Genomic DNA, 1,137 nt, shown 5'->3' with positions numbered 1-1,137 from the left:
TTGGGCGTGTTTCAAGATGGTTTCCATAACCGTCCAATTCTATTTTCTACGCCCTTTCTTACAGACTTTTAGCCGTTTAGCAACCCCTTATCGAGAAGGCTGCAAGATCTGAGTTAATGTTCCAGCAGAACCGCTGCTGATCCTCAAAGACTTTCACGAAGGAGGTCTAGAATTCATGCCACAATTCCCGAAAGTCATACCCATTTGATTTGTGAATGCGACAGATCCGCATCCATGCCCCGGCGGATTGAGCTAGAGTTAGCCTCGTTCTGAGGACTGATTAAACGTAACTACTCAGGTTGAGGGATAGTCGGATTGCTCAAGAACACTTGCTTGAGTGCGTCCAACACATTGAATCCTTGCTTCTTGAGCGTGGAAATGTAGCCCCGAATGCGACCAAACATCTGCGCCCCTTCGACTGAGCGAAACCCGCCGGATATCTTCTGCTTCAATTTCATCATGCGCAAGTCACGCTCGGCTTGATTGTTATCAAAGGGAACGCGGAAATCGTGCATAAATGCCAACACCTGCGATTGGTGCTGTTGTAAACGGTCAAGTAAGTTTTTGGCGGGCGACTGCTTGGGTCGCCCACGCGGTTTTACGGCATCAGGTCGTAAATCTGGCAATGGATTCGCTGCAAGTCCTGCTGTTACGAGCATCTGATAGCGCTCTTCAAACCACTGCACAAGGTCTGGGTTGAGGGTTGCTTCGCCCTGGTCTTTGGCATGGTCTACTTGCTGTTTGAGGTCACGCAATAAGATGCCCATTTCTTCTGCCCAAACCTGCTGATAGCGCTCATAGATGAATTCGAGTTCGCGCAAGTGATGAGCATTGCATAAAGCATGGTCACACTCATACTGGGTATAGCTTTTCCCTAAGTACAGGACAAAAGGTTTAGAACTTGAACAAAGTGCGCTTGATGAGTCTCGAGGTTGAGTAAAATCTGGCGGAGGTGATCTAACCCGGTGCGAAAGATGCTCCTAGCTTTGCGTCCATGTTTTTTGAGGGGGATGGTCTGATGTTCCCCGACCCCCTCCCCGACCCGATGCGCCCAGCAGAATGCCAAGGTTAAGAGCGCGATGAGCTTCTTGAGTCGTTCGGGGTCTTTGATCTGGGTTGCCTCCAGGCAAAAGCCAC

Annotated in this window: 1 protein-coding gene and 1 pseudogene; both read right to left on the bottom strand. The window is 49.7% G+C overall.

What is annotated here, in order from left to right; all coding sequences use genetic code 11:
- Positions 1-290: 290 nt before the first annotated feature.
- Positions 291-884, bottom strand: a complete 594-nt coding sequence (locus tag BRW63_RS27030; protein ID WP_083583282.1) for an IS66 family transposase — start codon at positions 882-884, stop codon at positions 291-293.
- Positions 875-1,137: pseudogene (locus BRW63_RS30205) on the bottom strand (IS4 family transposase); the annotation flags it as partial. The pseudogene BRW63_RS30205 and the gene BRW63_RS27030, both read right to left, overlap by 10 nt.

The organism is Phormidesmis priestleyi ULC007 (assembly GCF_001895925.1).
In the GTDB taxonomy this organism is placed as follows: Bacteria; Cyanobacteriota; Cyanobacteriia; order Leptolyngbyales; family Leptolyngbyaceae; genus Phormidesmis_A; species Phormidesmis_A priestleyi_A.
Note: the sequence above shows the minus strand (reverse complement) of the source record. Positions and strands in the feature narration are given on the sequence as shown.